Source organism: Rhodococcus sp. WWJCD1 (genome assembly GCF_002258735.1).
In the GTDB taxonomy this organism is placed as follows: Bacteria; Actinomycetota; Actinomycetes; order Mycobacteriales; family Mycobacteriaceae; genus Rhodococcoides.
In genome coordinates, this window is record NZ_NOXY01000020.1 from 401,214 (window position 1) to 420,344 (window position 19,131).

Genomic DNA, 19,131 nt, shown 5'->3' on the forward strand with positions numbered 1-19,131 from the left:
GGTTCGGTCTCCTGGCTCCGATCCCGTCATGCGTCAGTGCGCGTGACTGGGATTGGCCGCCGGCTCTTCCTCGGTTCCCGCTCCCGGCTCGCCGAGCATTGCCGCACCGACCAACGCGTCGGGCACACCGAAACCGTCGACGAGCAACTCCGCGTGCGGACGCAGTGTGCGGCAGCGCTCGTTGATGGCGCGGGTGACGGCCTTGGACCGCTCGGTGGACAGGTAGCGGTGCTCGATGAACCAGGCCTTGTCCTTCTCGATCACCGAGAGGGCATACAGATCGCAGACCTCGTGCAGCAGATCCTGGGTGGCCGAGTCCTCACACGATTCGATGCCGGCGATGAAGGCCTCGAAGATGATGCGATCGATGTGCGCGCTCGCAGCGTGCAGCACGTGATCCTGCACCGCATTGAACGCCTCGAACGGGCTGGTCTCCTTGGACTTGGACTGCAACCGGCGAGCGACGGTGGAGAGCAGGTACTCCTCGCGATCCTCGAACATCTTGACCTGGGTGCCGCGGTTGAACAGCGAGCCCTCTTCCTCGTTGTCCTGGCGGCGGTCCAGGATGGTCTGCATGATCGCTTGCGCTGCAGTGCGTTTGACCACTCGGTCGCCGACCATATCGGCGGCGAACTTGACCCACTCGACCGGACTCATGGACTTGACGTCGTCGGCGTACGCGGTGAGCAGTTCCTTGGCCACCAGCTGGGTGAGCACATGGTTGTCGCCCTCGAACGTGGTGAACACATCCGTGTCGGCCTTGAGCGAGATAAGCCGGTTCTCGGCGAGATAGCCTGCGCCGCCGCATGCTTCGCGGGCTTCCTGAATCGCGGCGGTCGCATGCCAGGTGTTCGCCGCCTTGAGGCCGGCTGCACGTGACTCGAGCTCGCGCTGCTCCTCGGCGTCGGGGCTGTCCGCGGTCTGCAGCTCGTGCATCTTCGACACGAGTTCGTTCTGTGCGAATTGCAGGGCGTAGGACTTGGCGATGAGCGGGAACAGTCGACGCTGATGCACCAGGTAGTCCATGATCAGGACTTCCTGATCGGAATCGGGTGCAGCGAACTGCCTGCGCTGCAATGCATATCGCGTCGCGATGTCGAGAGCGACCCGCGCGGCAGCGGCGGCACTGCCGCCGACCGTGACGCGGCCACGGATCAACGTGCCGAGCATCGTGAAGAACCGTCGGGACTTGTTCTCGATGGGGGAGGTGTACGTACCGTCGTCGGACACATCGGCGTACTTGTTGAGCAGGTTGTCTCGCGGGATCCGGACGTGATCGAACATGATGCGGCCGTTGTCCACTCCGGGCAGGCCGCCCTTGTACTGGCAGTCCGAAGTGGTGACACCGGGCAGGTCGTCGCCGTTCTCGTCACGTAGTGGCACGAAGAAGCAGTGCACACCATGGCTTTCGGGCTCCTGGCCCGGTCCGGCGGTGATGAGCTGGGCGAACACAGCGGCGACGGTCGCAGTCTCGGCGGCACCGCCGATGTAGTCCTTGCGTGAGGACGGCGTAGGGGAGTTGACGACGAATTCGTCCGTCTTCGGGTCGTAGGTGGCCGTGGTCTCGAGCGACTGCACGTCGCTGCCGTGTCCGGTCTCGGTCATGGCGAAACAACCGAGCAGTTCGAGGTTGATGATCTTCGGGACGTATGCCTCGTGGTGACGTTCCGTGCCGAGATTTTCGATGGCACCACCGAACAGTCCCCACTGGACGCCGGCCTTGACCATCAGAGACAAGTCGCTCATCGCGAGCATCTCGATCATCGTCACTGCAGCGCCGACATCCCCGGTACCGCCGTGTTCCTTCTTGAAGCCGTTGTCGGCCGCACCGGCGGCGGCGAGGAGCTTGAGTTGCTCGAGTGCTTTGGTGCGGGCGATGACGGTGTTCGGCGTGTAGTGCGGTCGGAACTCGTCGCGCGCGAGCTGCGTGCGCGCCTCGTTCTTCACATCTCGCCAGCGGCCGTCCAGAGTGTTCCGAAGGTGATCCGTTGTGGTTGCCATACTCGACGGTAACCTTTTGCCGCCGCGCGTGAGGGCCGGAAAGTCAGACCGGCCAGACGAATTCTCTGAACACCGCTCTGCAGGTGCGCCAGAAGCCCGTTTTCGCGTACGGACCGTCGTGGAACAGCGACGCACAGTTGTCCTCCAGAGCCCGGTTGACCAGGGGACTGAAGTCGGTGAATTCGCTGACCAGGAACTCTTTGAAGCCCGAAGGCCACGCGTGCTGGGCTGGTTCGTGTTGTGCCTCCACGACCGCGAGTGTAATGCAGCAGTAACACCGATGTTACAAATCACACCTACTTCAGTAGCGCGAACGCCTCCTGAGCAACGAGGAACGCGTAGCTGGACGGGATCAGATCGATCGCACCTTCTGCCTGGAATTGTTCGGTGACTATCCAGTCCTGACCGGACGCATCGGTGGCCAGGAATACGCCGGCGAGGTCACCGGGTGCATTGCCGCCCTTGAAGCCCGAATACGGCCACAGTGCGGCGTCGAGCTGTACACCCGGGGTGATCGCCAGGATCCGGCGGTTCTCCTCCGCTGCCGGACCCGATGCCAGGTAGCCCATTGCCGCACAGACGTCCTGCGCATTGGCGAACCACTCGACGCCGTCGGCCGACGCCGGATTGTCGAGGAAGTTCTCGAAGTCGATCTCGAGCGGCCGCGAGTCCGCTCGGGCTAGCAGCTCGACCCGGCCGTCCGGGTCCGCACCGGACCACTCGGCCCGCATGTTCGGATCGCCGAATCCGATGACGAAGAACTGCCGGGTGTCCATCATCGGCGTCATGACCGACGGATCGTGATGCCCCATGACAGCGAGCTGGCGTTCGACGCGGTCGCGGCCGAGTCGTTCCATCAACAGATCCGTTGCGGTGTTGTCGGACAACGAGATCATCTTCTCGGCGGCCTCCCGAACCGACACCGCGGTGCCGTCGGGCAGATTCTGCAACTCGCCGGACGGCGCGCTCTTGGTCGCATCGCGAACGGTGAGCTGTTCGTCCCATCGGACAGTGCCCGCTTCGATCTCGTCGGTGAGCGCGCCGAGGACGTACAACTTGAACACCGACCCCAGCGGCAGCACTGCGTCCGCGTTGGTGGAGTAGACGGCCTCGCAGTCACCACCATTGAGACGAGACGCACTGTAGGAGTACTTCGGGGCCACCTTCGACAGCGCCGCATCGAGGTCGTCGAACGACGAGATCTCGGGGGTGTCTGGTCTGGCCAGGAATCCGTCGAGCTTGCCATCGGCACCGATCGAGGTGGAAATCGTGGCCGAGACGTCGGCGGTGGTGAAACGCAGGACGCCGGTATCAGGGCCGGCCTCGAAGCCCGTGGCCACGTTCGGTGCACCGGCGCGCAATTGTTCGAGTGGGGTGACGAGTCCGCCCAGCGGGGCCACGGCCTCGGCCAACTCGGGGCCGACGACGGCCTCCACTTCGGTGGGATCGGGTGCGTTCTCGCCGTTGATCCACTGCAGAATTCGGTCGTTGAGCGCACCGATGGGAGTCGAGGTGTCGACGACGAAGGCCGGTGCCGTCGTGGTGGAGGTGGCCGCAGGCGTTTCGGCCGTGCCGCCGCAGGCGGAGAGTGCCAGAGTCGACGCGAGGGCAACGACTGCAAGTCTCGTCGTGGTGCGCGGCATCATCATGCTGCGATGCTAACGGATTCGGACATTTCGCCTTCGGGGGCGACGCGGCCGTCGCTCGAGGAGCGCTGTGGCAGGGTGCTGTGGCGTGTTGACTTCCGAGGATGTTCGTCGAATCGATTCCGACCACCTGTGGCACCCCTACAGCCGGTTTCCGGCGACCGCGACACCGCTGGTCGTCGAGAGTGCGTCCGGGGTGCGGCTCAGCCTGGCCGACGGCCGGGAACTGATCGACGGGATGAGTTCGTGGTGGGCGGCGGTGCACGGCTACCGGCACCCGGTGCTCGACGCCGCCGCGCACGATCAGCTGGGCCGGATGAGTCACGTGATGTTCGGCGGACTGACGCACGCTCCGGCGGCGAGATTGGCCGAGCTGCTGGTCGAGATCACCCCCGCAGGGCTCGACAAGGTGTTCCTCGCGGATTCCGGATCGGTCTCGGTCGAGGTCGCGGTGAAGATGGCGTTGCAGTACTGGCGGGCCTGTGGAGAGGACGGGCGCACGCGGTTGTTGACCTGGCGCGGCGGCTATCACGGCGACACGTTCGCTCCGATGAGCGTGTGCGATCCGGACGGTGGGATGCACACGCTGTGGACCGACGTGCTCGCGAAACAGGTGTTCGCACCGGCTCCACCCACGGAGTTCGACGAGTCCTACGTCGCCGAGTTCGAGCAGGTGCTCTCGGCGCACGCGAGCGAGCTGGCGGCGATCATCGTCGAACCGATCGTGCAGGGTGCAGGCGGTATGCGATTCCACGACGCGCAATACCTGGTCGAGCTGCGTCGCCTCGCCGACGAGTACGGAGTACTGCTGATCTTCGACGAGATCGCGACCGGTTTCGGCCGGACCGGGGAGTTGTTCGCCGCCGATCATTCCGGTGTTGCGCCGGACATCATGTGTGTGGGAAAGGCCTTGACCGGCGGTTATCTGACCCTGGCGGCGACGCTGTGCAGCACCGAGGTGGCCACGACGGTCTCGGGCGGTGAGGCCGGTGGCCTGATGCACGGGCCGACGTTCATGGGCAATCCGCTCGCGTGCGCGATCGCGGTGGCCTCGGTGGAGCTGTTGCTCTCGCGCGATTGGCGCGCCGAGGTCGCGGGTGTGACATCGGGTCTGACAGAGGGGTTGGCACCTGCTCGTTCGCTGCCGGGCGTCGCCGACGTCCGGGTGCTGGGCGGGATCGGGGTGATCGAGATGCACGCTCCGGTGGACATGGCACGGGCGACCGCTGCGGCCGTCGACGCGGGAGTGTGGCTGCGGCCGTTCGGTCGCCTCGTCTACGCGATGCCGCCGTACATCTGCACCGGCGAGGACGTCAAGGCCATCGCCGGGGCCATGCTGTCGGTGGCCCGAAGCCATACTTGAACAGCGTTCAAGTATGGTGCTGCCATGACCGCACTGGAGTGGCTCGACGCCGCCGCGCGCATCCGACGCGAGGCCGGACTCGAGCGCGTCGTCGTTGCCCGCACAGCCGAGGACGTAGTTCTCGATCTGGCGTCGAACGACTATCTCGGTCTGGCCCGACATCCAGCTGTCATCGACGGGGCCTGCGCTGCCGTGCGCCGATGGGGCGGCGGATCCACCGGATCGCGGCTCGTGACCGGCACGACGACGGCACACGAGCAACTGGAGGACGAACTCGCCGATTTTGTCGGTGCCGACGCCGGGCTGGCGTTCTCCTCCGGCTACACCGCCAACCTGGGCGTCGTGACCGCGCTGGCGGGACGTGATGCGCTGGTGATCTCCGACGCCGCGTCGCACGCATCGCTGATCGACGCTTGTCGACTGTCCCGGGCACGGGTTGCTGTCGCGCACCACTGCGATCCCGAGCACGTCGACCGACTGCTGCGGGAGCGCACCGAGACGCGGGCTCTGGTGGTGACCGATTCGGTGTTCAGCGCCGACGGCGACCTCGCGCCGCTGGCCGAGTTGTACGCGGTGTGCAGGCGACGGGGTGCCGTACTCGTCGTCGACGAGGCGCACGGGCTGGGCGTTCGTGGAGCCGGCGGACGCGGGGCCGTCCACGACGCCGGCCTGGCCGGTGCGCCCGATCTCGTCGTTACCGCGACGCTGTCCAAGGCACTCGGGTCGCAGGGTGGCGTCGTACTCGGCCCGGCCGCCGTCCGCAACGAGGTGCTGCACGGCGCGCGCACCTTCGTCTTCGACACCGGGCTCGCCCCGGCATCGGTGGGCGCAGCATCGGCCGCGCTGGAAGTTCTGCGCACCGAACCCGATCGAGTGGCTGCGATCGGTGTTCGGGCAACACAACTGGCCTCTGCGGCGGGAGTGGAACCGACTGCATCGGCGGTCGTTCCGGTGATACTCGGTGATGCCGAGCGTGCCGTCCGCGCGGCCGGGGACTGTCTCGAGCTCGGCGTGCGCGTCGGGTGCTTTCGGCCGCCGTCGGTTCCTCCGAACGCATCTCGGCTGCGATTGACCGCCCGCGCCGATCTCACCGATGCCGACATCGACCGTGCCGCAGCAGTTTTGGCGACGGTATTGAATGCTGCAGTATTGAATTCGGCGCTCTCGAATGCGGCGGTGCCGGGATGACCGTGCTGCTCGTCACCGGAACGTCGACCGGCGTCGGCAAAACCGTGGCGACCGCAGCGCTCGCGGCCGCGGCTCGGGCGCACGGACGGACGGTGGCGGTATGCAAACCGGCGCAGACCGGAGTGGGGGACGACTGCCCGGAAGAGTCGGATATCGATGTGGTGGAGCGTCTTTCGGGAGTTCGCGGAATCGAGCTGGCGCGGTACCCCGAGCCACTCGCACCTGATGTCGCGGCCCGCCGGTCCGGTCGGCCGATGCTCGAACTCACCGCCGTCGTCGACGCGGTTCTCGCACTCGACGAGACCCACGACCTCGTCCTGGTCGAGGGTGCTGGCGGAGTAGCAGTGCGTTTGGGTGCCGCAGGGTTCACCGCGCTCGACATCGCCGCAGCCGTCGGCGCATCGGTGCTGATCGTGGCAGGGGCGGAGCTGGGGACGCTCAATCACAGCGCGCTGACCGTCGCAGCTGTGCATGCAGCGGGCGTGACGTGTTCCGGCCTGGTCATCGGGTCGTGGCCGACCGAACCGAGTCTGGCGGCGCGGGTCAACCTGGAGGAGTTGCCGCTCGTGACGGGTGTCGAGCTGATCGCATCAGTGCCCGGCGCTGCAGGCCTGCTGGACGAGAAGGAATTCGGTGCGCTCGCCCGCACGATGTTCGGCGAGTTTACTGATTCGTTACTCGGGTAACCGACGGGGAACGTCTGCCGCTTCGGCATTCGAAACAGATCGGGAGTTCCAATTATGAGTACCGCAGTGTGGATCATCGTTGCAGTAGTCGTCGTAGTGTTGGTCGTTGCCGTCGCCCTGGTCGTGGCGCGCAAAGGCAAGGAGCGAAAGAGGCTGGAAGCGAACGATATTCGCGAGAAGGCAGCCGATCAAGCGGCCATCGTCGAAGAGCGTGAACTGCTCGCTCGCGAAAGCGAGGCCAAGGCGCGTCGGGCGCAGGCCGAGGCCGACGTCAAAGCCGCCGAGGCGGAGAAACTTGCACAGCAGGCCCAGTCACACCAGGGAGTTGCGGCGGCATCGCGCGACGAGGTCGACTCGGAGTTCGAGCGCGCGAATCGGATCGACCCGGACGTGAAGAACGGCCGGACCATGACAAACGACCGCAACGTGCGAGATGACCGGACTCTCGCAGATGACCGTGACGCCGTGGGCGACCGCAATGCGACAGGCGATCGCAGCATCGTCGGCGACCGCAATGGAACAGATGCCCGGGACATAGCCGGCGACCGCAATGTGACGGACGACCGCAACGTCACAGACCACCGGAACTTCGTGGTCGATCCGGACGTGCCCCCGACAGCACCCCGGCACGAGCGGAACTAGTCGGTCGAATTGTGGGGTAGCTCGAGCTCGACGACCTCGTGCTCGCCGAGGTTCGGCCGCTCGTTGGTGATCTTGGCCTTGGCGTAAGCCATCAGATTCGAGACCTTCGACCCTGGGGTCGACCAGTACTCCGCACCCTCGGCGGCCACGTGTATCAGTGCCACCTCGCGTGAATCGGGATTCTTCTCGAACCACGTGGCCGCCCGGGTGTTCCACAGTTCCTCGGCCTTCGTTCGGTTCTCGACCACGGCCGCGGTGCCGGACAGGGACACCCAGCCTTCGCCGGACTGGAACGAAACGTTGACCGTCGGATTCGCCGCGATGTCGGCCACCTTGCGCGAGTCGTGTGCGGCGAAGAACCACAGGTCGCCGTCGAACTCGGCTTCCTGCAGCGCCATCGGACGCGAGATGAGGTGGCCGTCTCCGCCGACGGTGGTGAACATGCAGAGTCCGGCGTCGGACATCAGTTCGGCGACTTTGGTGACCCCGTCCGCGGAGCTATCGGTGTGTGTTCTGTCGGTGTTCGTCATCGAAACCAACTACCCGGTGCGTAGCGCACTCAACCGTTAAGGTGACAAAACGGACACGAGTGTCGGGAGGCTGCGTATGGGAAAGAATGTCGACAAGAACGATCGGCTGGACCTGCGCGTGAGCAACGACGAACGTGAGGTCGTCGTGAACACACTCGGCCTGGCGATGGGCGAGGGCCGCTTGACCTTGGTCGAGTACGAACAACGCCTCGACGCGGTGTGGGCGTCGAGAACTCGCGGCGACTTGGCCGAGGTCGTTCGCGACTTGCCGGACGCAGAGAAATCGAAGGCACACGAATCGAAAGCAAGGGACGTCGCCCACACGACGAGCAAGTGGCGTGAGTATCTGGACGAGTGGCGATGGTGGTTCGGTGGTGCCGTCGTCATGAACGGAATCTGGGCCGTCCAGTGGATCTCCGACGGCGAGCCGACCGCTTATTGGCCTCTGTGGCCCCTCGGCATCTGGGGCATCATCCTGATTGCGATGGTGTTCATGCCCGAGGACAACAAAACCGACGACTGAGGCTGTCGGGCGAGCTCATTATTACGCCCTGTAGTTGGTGATTTCGCCGAACCTGGGACACTGGAAGTCGTGACTGCTCCTCTCGGCGACGACGCCCCCGTATCGGCCCAACTTTTCGCTCGCGCGAGCACGGTGATTCCCGGTGGCGTCAACTCGCCGGTGCGGGCCTTCGCATCGGTCGGAGGAACCCCACGGTTCATCACGCAGGCCAGCGGATACACGATGACCGACGCAGACGGTAAGTCCTACGTCGACCTCATCTCGTCCTGGGGTCCGATGATCCACGGGCACGCTCACCCGGCCATCGTCGAAGCCGTCCAGAAGGCCGCGGCAACCGGCCTGTCGTTCGGCGCACCCACCGAGCGCGAAATCGAGCTCGCCGAAGAAATCGTCCGTCGAGTCGGCCCGGTCGACCAGGTTCGCCTTGTGAATTCGGGCACAGAGGCCACCATGAGCGCGGTGCGTCTGGCTCGCGGATTCACCGGCCGCACCAAGATCCTGAAGTTCTCCGGCTGCTACCACGGCCATGTCGATGCGCTGCTCGCCGACGCCGGTTCGGGTCTGGCGACCTTCGGGCTCCCGACTTCTCCGGGAGTCACCGGCGCACAGGCGTCGGACACCATCGTCGTTCCCTACAACGACCTCGCCGCCGTGTCCGCCGCTTTCGAGGCCAACGCCGGCCAGATCGCCTGCATCATCACCGAGGCCGCCGCAGGCAACATGGGCGCGATTGCCCCGGTCACCGGCTTCAACGAAGGTTTGCGCCGTCTTGCGACCGAGCACGGCGCGCTACTGATCATGGACGAGGTGATGACCGGGTTCCGCGTCAGCGCCGCCGGTTGGTACGGCATCGACGGTGTCGCGGGCGATCTGTACACCTTCGGCAAGGTTATGTCCGGTGGACTGCCCGCTGCCGCATTCGGTGGCCGAGCAGACATCATGGCCTACCTCGCGCCGGCCGGACCGGTGTACCAGGCGGGCACGCTCAGCGGTAACCCCGTTGCCGTCGCCGCCGGCCTGACAAGCCTGCAATTGGCCGACGCAGCCGTCTACGAGAAGCTGCAGGCGAACTCGCAGCGGCTCGGAACGCTGCTCGGCGACGCCCTCACCGCCGAAGGCGTCACCCATCAGGTGCAGTTCGCGGGCACTATGGTGAGTGTGTTCTTCGCCGATGGACCCGTCACCGATTACGCGCAGGCCAAGGCCGCGCAGACATGGCGATACCCGGCGTTCTTCCACGCTTTCCTCTCGCGCGGTGTCTACCCGCCGCCGAGCGCATTCGAGGCCTGGTTCGTCTCGGCCGCGCTCGACGACCGAGCCTTCGAGATCATCGCCGACGCAGCCCCCGCCGCCGCGAAAGCCGCAGCAGCTGCTTCCGCACCACTGTGACGTCTACACAGAACTGACTCCCCACCCGACTAGCGAGAAACAGGACCCCGACGTGACCGAGGCCCCCGCAACACATCCGCACTCGACGACGCGCACCATCGTGCACGTCCTCCGGCACGGCGAGGTGCACAACCCCAAGGGCATCCTCTACGGGCGGCTGCCCGGCTTCAAGCTCTCGGTCACCGGTCAGGCACAGGCCAAGTCGGTGGCGGACGCTCTCGCCGGCCACGACATCACCCACGTCGTTGCATCGCCGCTCCTGCGCGCCCAGGAGACCGCCGGACCCATCGCGGCGGCTCACGGCCTTACCATCGCCGAGGACGAGAACCTCATCGAGGCCGGGAACGAATTCGAGGGGCTGCGCGTCGCCGTCGGTGACGGTGCGCTGCGTCGGCCACGGCACTGGTGGAAACTGCGCGATCCGTTCACGCCGTCCTGGGGTGAGCCGTACCTGCAGATCGCGCACCGCATGCTGGCCGCCGTCAACGCAGCCCGCGTCGCGGCCGTCGGGCACGAGGCCGTCTGCGTCAGCCACCAACTCCCGGTGTGGACGCTTCGCCGCTTCCTGCAGGGCGACCGGCTCTGGCACGACCCGCGCAATCGCCAGTGCGGACTCGCGTCGCTGACGTCGCTCGTCTACGAGGGCGATCAGCTCGTCGACCTCGTCTACTCCGAGCCAGCGGGAGCGTCCGACCCGAGGATCTCCGGTGCGTAGATTTGTGCTCGCGGTTGCCGCGGTGGCCCTCGTCGCCGGCTGTTCGACCGGCACCGACGCGGTTGCTCAGGGCGGTACCTTCCAATTCGTCTCGCCGGGCGGGAAGACCGACATCTTCTACGATCCGCCGTCCGAGCGCGGTGCCCTCGGCGAACTGTCCGGGCCCGACCTGATGACCGAGGGCAAGACGACCTCGCTGTCGGACTACGACGGTGACGTCGTCGTGCTCAACGTCTGGGGACAGTGGTGCGGTCCGTGCCGCGGTGAAGCCGACGATCTCGAGAAGGTCTACGAGGCCACCAAGGCCTCCGGTGTCGAATTCCTCGGCATCAACGTGCGCGACGAATCACAAACCGCCGCACAAGATTTCGTCGTCAGCAACAACGTCACCTACTCCTCGATCTACGACCCGCCGATGCGCACGCTCACTGCACTCGGCGGCGTTCCCACCTCCGTCATCCCGACCACCGTCGTGCTCGACCGGCAGCATCGTGTCGCCGCAGTGTTCCTGCGTGAACTGCTCGCCGAGGACCTGCAGCCCGTCGTCGAACGGATAGCAGCCGAGGAGCCAGTGCAGCCGTGACAGAGACGATGTATCTCGCCGGGATAGGCGCGAGTTTTCAGGAAGCTGCGGCCTCCGGGCCGCTGATCCTGGCTCTCGGTGCCTGCGTCCTGGCCGGACTCGTCTCCTTCGCATCACCGTGCGTCGTTCCACTGGTACCGGGTTACCTGTCTTACCTCGCCGGAGTCGTCGGAGCCGACGCGCCGGCCGTGAGTGCCGACGAGGCCGCCGTCAAGACGAAGGTGCGGAGCGGACGGGTTCGAGTAGCCGGTGCGGCGGGACTGTTCGTACTCGGGTTCACCGTGGTGTTCGTCCTCGCCACCGCGTCGGTGTTCGGCGCAATATCGGTGCTGGCGATCAACCGTGAGCTGCTCATGCGCATCGGCGGCGTCGTCACCATCGCCATGGGACTGGTATTCGTCGGCCTGATCCCCGCACTGCAGCGCGATGTGCGCTTCGAGCCGAAGCAGATCGGTTCACTGGCCGGCGCTCCGCTGCTCGGAGGCGTGTTCGCACTCGGGTGGACCCCGTGCCTCGGGCCGACACTCGCAGGCGTCATCTCGCTCGCCGCAGGCACCGACGGTGCGACGGCAGCGCGCGGCGTCACCCTCATCGTGGCGTACTGCCTCGGTCTGGGATTGCCGTTCGTGATCCTCGCGTTCGGTTCGGTCAGCGCGCTTCGAGGCGTCGGCTGGCTACGTACACACGCACGACAGATACAGGTGTTCGGCGGAATCATGTTGATAGCGGTAGGAATTGCACTGGTCACCGGTGCCTGGGATCAGTTCGTCGGTTGGGTACGCGACGCCTTCGTCTCCGATGTGGTGTTGCCGATATGACCACCGACGTCGAAGAGCGCACCGAGGCGTCGCCGCCCCACAAGCAGTCGGTGCTGGGCAGGGGAGTGGCCCTGATTCGCAACACCTGGCGAGGTCTGACCAGCATGCGCACCGCGCTGGTGCTGCTGTTCCTGCTGGCGTTCGCCGCAGTGCCCGGTGCCCTGGTGCCGCAGCGCAGCCTCAACGCGGGCAAGGTCGATCAATACATCGCCGACCGGCCGACCCTCGGCCCGATCATGGACAAGTTCGAGCTGTTCGACGTCTTCGGCAGCTTCTGGTTCACCGCCATCTACGCACTGTTGTTCGTCTCGTTGATCGGATGCATCCTGCCGCGGTGCATCGAGCACGCAAAGCAGTTGCGTACCAAGCCTGTTCGCGCTCCGCGCAACCTCTCGCGGCTGCCGCACCACAGTCGGTACGACGTCGACGGCACACCCGAGGACATTGCCGGGCAGGTGCGTGCTCAGCTGCGCGGCTGGCGCGTTGCTCAGCGAACCGAGGACGGCGGAGCAGTGACGCTCTCGGCGGAGAAGGGGTACGTCCGTGAACTCGGCAACCTCGTCTTCCACCTCTCTCTCGTCGGGCTGTTGGCCGCGATCGCCATGGGCAAACTGCTCGGCTACGAGGGCAACCGCATCGTGATCGCCGACGATGGCCCTGGATTCTGCACCTCGACCCCCGCGAACTACGACTCGTTCCGCGCAGGCAATCTCGTCGACGGCACAGACCTCGAGCCACTGTGTGTGCGCGTCAAGGACTTTCAGGCCGACTACCTCGACAACGGCCAGGCCGAGATGTTCACCTCCAACATCGAATACCAGGCCGGCGACGACCTGACGAACAACGTGTGGCGCGACGATCAGCTTCAGGTCAACCACCCGTTGCGCGTCGCAGGCGACCGCGTCTACCTGCAGGGCCACGGCTATGCACCGACCTTCACCGTGACGTTCCCGAACGGTGAGACCCGTACCGACACCATCCAGTGGCAACCGACGGACGCCACGACCTTCCTGTCCAGTGGCGTGCTGCGAGTCGACCCGCCCGGCGGTTTGTATCCCGACGCACTGGACCGCCGGAAGAACCAGATCGCCATCGAGGGACTGTTCGCGCCGACGGCGTCGTTCCACGGCAGCCTGCTGTCGTCGAGCTTCCCTGCGATGAACGACCCCGCCGTCGCGATCGACATCTACAAGGGCGACACCGGCCTCGACACCGGACTGCCGCAGTCCATCTTCTCGCTCGACCAGGAAATGATCGCCCAGGGTCGGCTGGTCAAGCAGGACCGCGTCAACCTGATGCCGGGAGAATCCGCGACGCTCAGCGACGGCACCGTCGTCACGTTCGATGGGGCGAAGGAGTTCGTCAACCTTCAGGTCTCCCACGACCCGGCTCAGACCTGGGTGCTCGTCTTCGCACTCACGATGATGGGCGGGCTGCTCGTCTCACTGGTGATCAAGCGTCGCAGAATCTGGGTCCGGCTCACCGCCGACGCCCAGGCACGACGTACTGTAGTAGACCTCGGCGGACTTGCACGCACCGATCAGGCGGGGTGGGGCGAAGAGTTCGACCGCCTGTGCACCCGCCTGCTCGGCGACACCTCGAAACAGGAGAACTGACCGATGCCGATCAACGAGACCCTCTCGCAGTACAGCGACTGGTCGTTCGAATCAGCGTTCACCATCTACGTGCTCGCATTCGTTCTGCTCATCGCTCAGTACGCGTCGGCCAAGGCCACGGCTGCTCAGGCCAAGGAACTGGTCGGCGCAGGTGCCCCGGTGGTCGAGACCCGGCCGGGTCGCGTCGCGGAAGCGCCGAAGCGCCCGCTCTCCGACCGCCTGGCAGGCATGGGCTTCGCGTTGCTTGCGCCGGCCCTCATCCTGCACATCACCGCGGTGGTGCTGCGTGGGTTCGCCACGCACCGCTTCCCGCTCGGCAACATGTACGAGTTCGTCACCATGGCCACCGCAGCCGCGGCCTTGACCTCCGTCATCGTCCTGCGTAAGAAGACGATGCGTCCGATGCTGGTGTTCGTTCTCGCACCGATCATCGTGCTGATGTTCTTCGCCGCCACCAAGCTCTACGCCGACGCCGCCCCGGTCGTCCCGGCACTGCGGTCCTACTGGCTGCCCATTCACGTCACCATCGTCAGCGTCGGTAGCGGCATCCTGCTGGTTTCCGGCGTCGCTTCCCTGCTGTTCCTACTGCGAATCAAGCAGCCACTGGGAGAGGAAAGCATCGGGTTCTGGGGCAAGTTCGCCTCCAAGTTGCCCGACGCCCAAGCCCTCGACCGACTCGCATACAAGACGACCATCGTCGCCTTCCCGCTCTTCGGAGCAGGCGTCATCCTCGGCGCGATCTGGGCCGAGGCCGCATGGGGACGCTTCTGGGGCTGGGATCCCAAAGAAACGATGTCGTTCATCACCTGGATCATCTACGCCGCCTACCTGCACGCCCGCGCCACCTCCGGTTGGCGCAACACCCGCGCCGCGTGGATCAACGTGGCCGGATTCACCGCCATGCTGTTCAACCTCTTCATCATCAACATGGTGGTCTCGGGCCTGCACAGCTACGCGGGTCTGAACTAGCACTCGGCCGCTGCGCAGGCCGCTCAGCTGGTAGCGTCCGATCCGGCTCGATGGGGGAGACATCCGAGCCGGATCGAAGGATGTAGGACGCGAACTGGGGGGGAATCGGTCATGGCCGATCGGCACGAGAACAATTGGCAACCCGTCCGACCATTGGACGACGACCCGCCGGACGACCGAGATCCGGAGCCTGCGGTTGCCGTCGAAACCACACCGGTGTCCGACGCGAAGCCTGCGGTTCCACGGGAACCGTTCCGCTCGACCCCCATCACCATGCCGCCCGAAAGCGTGGACAACCTACCGGTAGCGCCACACGAGGCCACGCCCACGTCTGGTCCGCCGCCGGTTTCGGTGGACCCTGCGGTGGTGGCGCATGACGCTCCCGAGTCGACCGACAACGGTGGTGAAGCAGGGAGCGGGACCGTTCCCGCGGCCGATGGACCTGATGCGGTCAAGGATTCCGGTGGGGTGGCGGTGCTCGGCGATGAGGTGGTGCTTGGCGATGAGGTGGACAGGGTCACTGCGAGCGGGACGTCTACGAAGACTCCCGTAGCCTCCGCTGAGCAGGCGACTTCTGCGCTGCAGAGCACCGTAGCCCCATCTCCCGAGGCGAAGCCGATCGAGAGTCCGCCTACGGCGCCGGTGCCATCGGGGCCACCGCCACCTCAGCAGTGGATGCCGCAGAATTATGGAGCGCCGCAGAACCCTTGGGCACCGCAGAACAACTGGGCACCGCAAAACAACTGGGCTCCGCAGAACAACGGGACGCAGCCCCATGGGCCGATGGTGCCTCCGGGTCAGGGTGCGCCGCAGGGTGAAAAGAATCCGCAGAACCAGTGGCCAGGTCCGGCCGGTCCGTGGCCCCACCTTCCGCATCCGCAATCCGTCGCACAGCACCAGCCGCAGCAGCGCGGCGCAGTCGACGCGCATGGTCTGGGTCCCCAGGCAGCGGCGGTCGGTCAGAGCCTGTCGGGTGATCGTCTGACCGTGCAGCCGGTCTCCTCGCACGATCTCGGCAACTCGTTGCTCGTTCGATCGGCGAATGTGCCACCGGTTTCCGGGTGGCGTCGGGCGCTCTACGTGATGTCCGGCGGCCACATCGATGTCGGTAACAGCGCCGCCCAGCAGCGTCGGCTCGAGCTGACCGCACAGGTGGATCGGACGCTCGTGGGGTGCTATCGCGTCGCGGTGCTCTCACTGAAGGGCGGTGTCGGCAAGACGACCACCACCGCCACGCTCGGGTCGACGTTCGCCGACATCCGAGGTGATCGAGTGATCGCGATCGATGCGAACCCCGACCGCGGAACTCTGGGGCAGAAGGTTCCTTGCGAAACAACTGCAACCGTTCGAAACTTGTTGCGTGACATGGATTCTCTGGATCGCTACAGCGACGTCCGTGCCTACACGTCGCAGAATGCCAACCGATTGGAGGTGTTGGCGTCCGATTCGGATCCGGCAGCGTCGGAGGCGTTCAGCGGCGAAGATTACGACCGCGCGGTCGACATGTTGGAGAAGTTCTACAGCATCGTGATTACCGATTGTGGAACCGGTTTGATGCATTCGGCCATGGAGAGCATTCTCGAAGGCACCGACACTCTGGTGGTCGTCAGCTCGGCGTCGGTGGACGGTGCACGGAGCGCGTCGGCGACGTTGGACTGGCTCGATGCTCACGGGTATCGATCATTGGTGGCCACGTCGGTGGCCGTGGTCAACGGGGTTCGGCCCAGAGCGGGAAAAGTCGATTTGCAGAAGGTCATCGAGCACTTCGAGCAACGATGCGCCCATGTACGGACGATTCCGTTCGACCCGCATCTCGAAGAAGGTGCGGAAATCGAGCTGGATCGTCTTCGTGGACGGACCCGCACCGCGCTTCTGGAAGTGGCGGCAGCGGTAGCGGCCGGATTTCCCGACTCGCCCACCGCTTCTCGCCCCGATTGAGAAGCTGCCGAACCCTACTCGGTCGGGTCGGTGCCGGCCTCGGTTCCGTCTTTCCCGCCGCGGCGAGCTTCACGATTGATTCGCCACAGAAAATCGGGATCGTCATCTGGTCCGACTGTGCGGGTGGGCGCAGCACCTGCGCTGGGTCCGAAGGCCTTCCAGAACAGAACCACCACTGCCACCAAGCCGATCAACGCCAATAGATAGATCACGACGCACCTCCTACTACGAGGGTAGCCGCGATGCAACAACCTCCGCACCCGTCGAGCGTCGAAGATTCCTGAGAATGTTCGATGAGTTCGTGCGGGTGCGGAGTCTGCGGGTACTTCGGTATCGCGTCCGATTCAGTGGTGTACGCCGGCTTCGGTCGTCAGAGAGGTCAGCAGCTGCATGACCTCGGTCTCACGGAACCGACGGTGTCCACCGGGAGTGCGGAGCGATCCGAGGCGTCCGGCGTGTGCCCAGCGAGTCACGGTCTTGGGGTCGACGTGAAAAAGCGCGGCTACCTGACCCGGCGTGAGCAGTGAGTCCTGAGCCTTCTGGAATGTGGGTGCGCTCATCTGTCGTGTCCTCCTACGATGCGGTTCGGTGCATTTGCGTCGAACCGGAGATATCGGTCTGCTGCGTTCGGAACCCATGGTTGCACTCGAACCCCTAGGTACTCGACTGATACAAGGTTGGTAAAGGGGAGGTAATGGACAAATCGGTCACTGCGGGGGCGGGTCGGAATGCCCGGTGAGACCGGTAACCTGGAGGCCGTGAGTGAAGCGACGAATGCCGACAGTAGCGAACCGACCAGCGGAAATGTCGTCCCGGGTAGGTCGGCCAAGAAGTCCCTCGCCGTGAACCTCGGCGTCTACACCTTTGCGCGACTGGCCCTCGTCATCGTGATCGCTGCCGTCATCGTGGGCGTCGGTTTACTGTTCGGCGTGGAGGTTCCGGTTCTCGTCGCCGCGATTTTCGCTGTGCTCATCTCATTGCCTCTGTCGCTGCTCCTGTTCAAGAAGATGCGGATCCGCGTCAACGAATCCATCGCGGCAGTCGACGAGGACCGGCGCACCGCGCGTGCGGACCTGCAGTCGAAACTGCGCGGTGAAGACGGCAAGAAGTGACTTCATCGGTCGATCACTCGGGATCACGGACCTGGGTCGACAATGCCGTCCGGCTGATCGAGGCCGATTCGCAGCGCAGCGCCGACACGCACCTGTTGCGTTACCCCCTTCCTGCAGCGTGGGGGATTTCGCTCTACCTCAAAGACGAGTCCACGCACATCACCGGCAGCTTGAAGCATCGGCTGGCTCGGTCGCTGTTCCTCTATGCGATCTGCAACGGGTGGGTCACCGAGCGTACGACGGTGATCGAGGCATCGTCGGGCTCCACCGCCGTCAGTGAGGCATATTTCGCTCGACTGCTGGGCCTGAAGTTCGTCGCAGTGATGCCGCGCAGCACCAGCCCGGCCAAGGTTGCGCTCATCGAGTCTCATGGTGGGAGTTGCCATTTCGTCGATCGGCCGGGCGAGATGTACACCGAGGCGCACAGGCTCGCAGCCGAACCCGACTGCCACTACATGGACCAGTTCACCCATGCCGAGCGAGCTACCGACTGGCGCGGCAACAACAACATCGCGGAGTCGATCTTCGATCAACTCCGGCTGGAGGAATGCCCCATTCCCGACTGGGTGGTGGTGGGCGCGGGGACCGGTGGAACCAGCGCCACGATCGGCCGGTACATCCGATATCGCAGGCACGCAACGCAACTGGCTGTGGTGGACCCAGAGAATTCGGCGTTCATCGGTGGCTACGAGACCGGGGACGCGGGATTCGAGACCGGCTTGTCCTCCCGCATCGAGGGCATCGGACGACCGCGCGTCGAACCGTCGTTCGTCGGCCAGGTGATCGACAGAATGATCGCTGTTCCCGATGCCGCGTCGGTCGCCGCCGCGAGATTCACCTCGGAGGCACTCGGAAAGCGGGTGGGCGGATCGACGGGCACCAACATCTGGGGAGCCTTCGGATTGATCTCGGAGATGATCGCCGCAGGCCGACGCGGCAGCGTGGTGACGTTGCTGTGTGACGGTGGAGATCGGTACTCGCAGACATACTTCGACGACACCTGGGTCGCGGACCAGGGCATGAATCTCGAAGAACCGACCGCCGCTCTCGAAAAGTTCATTCGTACCGGGGCATTCTGACTGGGCCCCGCTGGCCGACCTACCTGCTCACAATCAACGACGCCACCGCAGTTGCAGCGGCTACCGTGCCGACAGCCGGCCACGCACCGATCTTCTTCGCAAGCGGGTGCGAAGCGCCGAACGCGACGAGGTAGGTCCCGAGCAGTGCGCCGGCGCGAGCCGAGCCCGAGGATTTCTGCCACTGCGCGGTGCACGCCACGCCGACTGCCGCAAGAACTGCTCCGCCGAGTTGCCGATTGCCCGATTGCCGGGCAACAGCGAAGCCGCCGAGCAAGCCACCGGCGGCCAGGGCGGACGTGGTGATCGAGCGTCGAGCATCGTGGTCAGCCATGT

At 65.3% G+C, this 19,131-nt stretch carries 21 protein-coding genes; 14 read left to right on the forward strand and 7 right to left on the reverse strand.

Features of this window, described 5'->3' with window-relative positions; genetic code table 11:
- Positions 1–33: 33 nt before the first annotated feature.
- From CH286_RS14240 to CH286_RS14250, 3 genes are read right to left on the reverse strand one after another with little or no spacing between them, the layout of a single operon-like run.
- On the reverse strand, positions 34–2,001 hold the full coding sequence (locus CH286_RS14240) for an acyl-CoA dehydrogenase family protein (RefSeq protein WP_037153748.1): 1,968 nt from the start codon (positions 1,999–2,001) through the stop codon (positions 34–36).
- Between the two features lie 43 nt (positions 2,002–2,044).
- On the reverse strand, positions 2,045–2,251 hold the full coding sequence (locus tag CH286_RS14245) for a hypothetical protein (RefSeq protein ID WP_037153746.1): 207 nt from the start codon (positions 2,249–2,251) through the stop codon (positions 2,045–2,047).
- 46 nt (positions 2,252–2,297) lie between these two features.
- The gene (locus tag CH286_RS14250) at positions 2,298–3,650 is read right to left on the reverse strand and encodes a serine hydrolase (RefSeq protein WP_052058676.1); all 1,353 of its coding nucleotides are present in this window, start codon (positions 3,648–3,650) and stop codon (positions 2,298–2,300) included.
- 88 nt (positions 3,651–3,738) lie between these two features.
- Between CH286_RS14250 and CH286_RS14255 the strand changes: the two genes are divergently transcribed.
- From CH286_RS14255 to CH286_RS14270, 4 genes are read left to right on the forward strand one after another with little or no spacing between them, the layout of a single operon-like run.
- Entirely contained in the window at positions 3,739–5,010 is a 1,272-nt protein-coding gene (locus tag CH286_RS14255; RefSeq protein WP_441347124.1) for an adenosylmethionine--8-amino-7-oxononanoate transaminase, read from the forward strand.
- A gap of 24 nt (positions 5,011–5,034) precedes the next feature.
- On the forward strand, positions 5,035–6,198 hold the full coding sequence (locus CH286_RS14260; RefSeq protein WP_094609502.1) for an 8-amino-7-oxononanoate synthase: 1,164 nt from the start codon (positions 5,035–5,037) through the stop codon (positions 6,196–6,198).
- Positions 6,195–6,884 carry a dethiobiotin synthase gene (gene bioD / locus CH286_RS14265; protein ID WP_094609503.1) on the forward strand — a complete coding sequence of 230 codons (690 nt, stop codon included), beginning with the start codon at positions 6,195–6,197 and terminating at the stop codon, positions 6,882–6,884. Before CH286_RS14260 ends, bioD begins: the two co-directional genes overlap by 4 nt.
- 54 nt (positions 6,885–6,938) lie before the next feature.
- The gene (locus tag CH286_RS14270) at positions 6,939–7,526 is read left to right on the forward strand and encodes a hypothetical protein (RefSeq protein WP_094609504.1); all 588 of its coding nucleotides are present in this window, start codon (positions 6,939–6,941) and stop codon (positions 7,524–7,526) included.
- Here the strand turns inward: CH286_RS14270 and CH286_RS14275 are convergent.
- Entirely contained in the window at positions 7,523–8,056 is a 534-nt protein-coding gene (locus tag CH286_RS14275) for a pyridoxamine 5'-phosphate oxidase family protein (RefSeq protein WP_032401880.1), read from the reverse strand. The two genes, CH286_RS14270 and CH286_RS14275, sit on opposite strands and share 4 nt — an antisense overlap.
- 76 nt (positions 8,057–8,132) lie before the next feature.
- On the opposite strand from CH286_RS14275, the gene CH286_RS14280 reads away from it, so the two are divergent.
- From CH286_RS14280 to CH286_RS14315, 8 genes are all read left to right on the forward strand, one after another.
- Positions 8,133–8,579 (forward strand): DUF1707 SHOCT-like domain-containing protein, encoded by a 447-nt coding sequence (locus CH286_RS14280; protein ID WP_094609505.1) that lies wholly within the window; start codon positions 8,133–8,135, stop codon positions 8,577–8,579.
- Positions 8,580–8,648: 69 nt separating this feature from the next.
- A complete protein-coding gene (hemL, locus tag CH286_RS14285; RefSeq protein WP_032401882.1) occupies positions 8,649–9,968 on the forward strand; it encodes a glutamate-1-semialdehyde 2,1-aminomutase in 1,320 nt (439 codons plus the stop codon).
- Between the two features lie 52 nt (positions 9,969–10,020).
- On the forward strand, positions 10,021–10,683 hold the full coding sequence (locus CH286_RS14290; RefSeq protein WP_032401883.1) for a histidine phosphatase family protein: 663 nt from the start codon (positions 10,021–10,023) through the stop codon (positions 10,681–10,683).
- Positions 10,676–11,266, forward strand: coding sequence for a TlpA disulfide reductase family protein (locus CH286_RS14295; protein ID WP_032401884.1), 591 nt, complete (start codon positions 10,676–10,678; stop codon positions 11,264–11,266). The genes CH286_RS14290 and CH286_RS14295 overlap by 8 nt, the downstream gene beginning before the upstream one ends.
- An 8-nt stretch (positions 11,267–11,274) precedes the next feature.
- A complete protein-coding gene (locus CH286_RS14300; protein ID WP_032402103.1) occupies positions 11,275–12,084 on the forward strand; it encodes a cytochrome c biogenesis CcdA family protein in 810 nt (269 codons plus the stop codon).
- A complete protein-coding gene (gene resB / locus CH286_RS14305) occupies positions 12,081–13,700 on the forward strand; it encodes a cytochrome c biogenesis protein ResB (RefSeq protein ID WP_032401885.1) in 1,620 nt (539 codons plus the stop codon). Before CH286_RS14300 ends, resB begins: the two co-directional genes overlap by 4 nt.
- Positions 13,701–13,703: 3 nt before the next feature.
- Positions 13,704–14,669, forward strand: coding sequence for a c-type cytochrome biogenesis protein CcsB (gene ccsB / locus CH286_RS14310; RefSeq protein WP_037153733.1), 966 nt, complete (start codon positions 13,704–13,706; stop codon positions 14,667–14,669).
- 675 nt (positions 14,670–15,344) lie between these two features.
- A complete protein-coding gene (locus CH286_RS14315) occupies positions 15,345–16,607 on the forward strand; it encodes a MinD/ParA family ATP-binding protein (RefSeq protein WP_176458254.1) in 1,263 nt (420 codons plus the stop codon).
- A gap of 14 nt (positions 16,608–16,621) precedes the next feature.
- On the opposite strand, the gene CH286_RS14320 is transcribed toward CH286_RS14315, so the two are convergent.
- Positions 16,622–16,819, reverse strand: a complete 198-nt coding sequence (locus CH286_RS14320; protein ID WP_094609506.1) for a hypothetical protein — start codon at positions 16,817–16,819, stop codon at positions 16,622–16,624.
- A 132-nt stretch (positions 16,820–16,951) separates the two neighbouring features.
- Entirely contained in the window at positions 16,952–17,167 is a 216-nt protein-coding gene (locus CH286_RS14325) for a BldC family transcriptional regulator (RefSeq protein WP_032380406.1), read from the reverse strand.
- Between the two features lie 168 nt (positions 17,168–17,335).
- On the opposite strand from CH286_RS14325, the gene CH286_RS14330 reads away from it, so the two are divergent.
- Both CH286_RS14330 and CH286_RS14335 read left to right on the forward strand, forming a co-directional pair.
- Positions 17,336–17,719, forward strand: a complete 384-nt coding sequence (locus CH286_RS14330; protein WP_080734516.1) for a DUF4229 domain-containing protein — start codon at positions 17,336–17,338, stop codon at positions 17,717–17,719.
- The gene (locus CH286_RS14335) at positions 17,716–18,798 is read left to right on the forward strand and encodes a PLP-dependent cysteine synthase family protein (RefSeq protein ID WP_032401888.1); all 1,083 of its coding nucleotides are present in this window, start codon (positions 17,716–17,718) and stop codon (positions 18,796–18,798) included. Before CH286_RS14330 ends, CH286_RS14335 begins: the two co-directional genes overlap by 4 nt.
- 19 nt (positions 18,799–18,817) lie before the next feature.
- Here the strand turns inward: CH286_RS14335 and CH286_RS14340 are convergent, their stop codons facing one another.
- Complete coding sequence (locus tag CH286_RS14340; RefSeq protein WP_037153728.1) at positions 18,818–19,129, reverse strand: hypothetical protein; 312 nt, start codon at positions 19,127–19,129, stop codon at positions 18,818–18,820.
- Between the last annotated feature and the right edge of the window lie 2 nt (positions 19,130–19,131).